1 protein-coding gene is annotated in these 542 nt (G+C 60.0%); it reads right to left on the bottom strand.

Annotated features, from left to right (window positions below; genetic code table 11):
• A partial coding sequence (locus APH30_RS29295) for an immunoglobulin-like domain-containing protein (protein WP_218186825.1) occupies positions 1 to 542 on the bottom strand: 542 nt, incomplete at both ends.

The following is a 542-nucleotide window of genomic DNA, read 5'->3' as shown; positions in this document are numbered from 1 at the left end:
AGCCGGTGGCCTCACCTGCCTTGACGGTCACAGTGGTGCCGTCAGTCAGGGTGAAGGTCAGACCTTTGTGGTTGGTCACTGGCAGGCTTGGATCGGCGCTGACCAGGGTCACGGTGTAAGTGATCTGGCCACCTTCGGTCACGGTGGCGTTATCCACAGTGAGCTGGGCAGTAACCGGGCTCTGAGTATCGGTGACCGCAACGGTAGCAGGCTCGCCGATCTGCAGATTTTCCAGCTGCTCGCCGACCACTTCCGCCTTGGTGATGCTGACGGTGATCTTGCCTTCGTCCTTGAACACATCATCGCCCTGCGCCGGAGCGGCGTAGGACTTGGTGGTCTCGCCTGCCGCGAAGGTCAGGGTGGCACCGGTGCTCAGGGTCACGGTGAACGGCTTATCCAAAGCCTTATTCAGGGTAACGGTGAAGGTTGGTTCGGTTGCTTCGTTGACCGAGACTTGGTCGGCCACGATGCTGACTTTGACCAAGTCACCTTCGTTGTTGCCGCCCGGGTTACCCGGAGTACCCGGTTCATCGGTGACTACT

This window comes from Pseudomonas sp. NBRC 111127 (assembly GCF_001320345.1).
In the GTDB taxonomy this organism is placed as follows: Bacteria; Pseudomonadota; Gammaproteobacteria; order Pseudomonadales; family Pseudomonadaceae; genus Aquipseudomonas; species Aquipseudomonas juntendi.
This window is presented reverse-complemented; position numbering and strand designations above follow the sequence as displayed.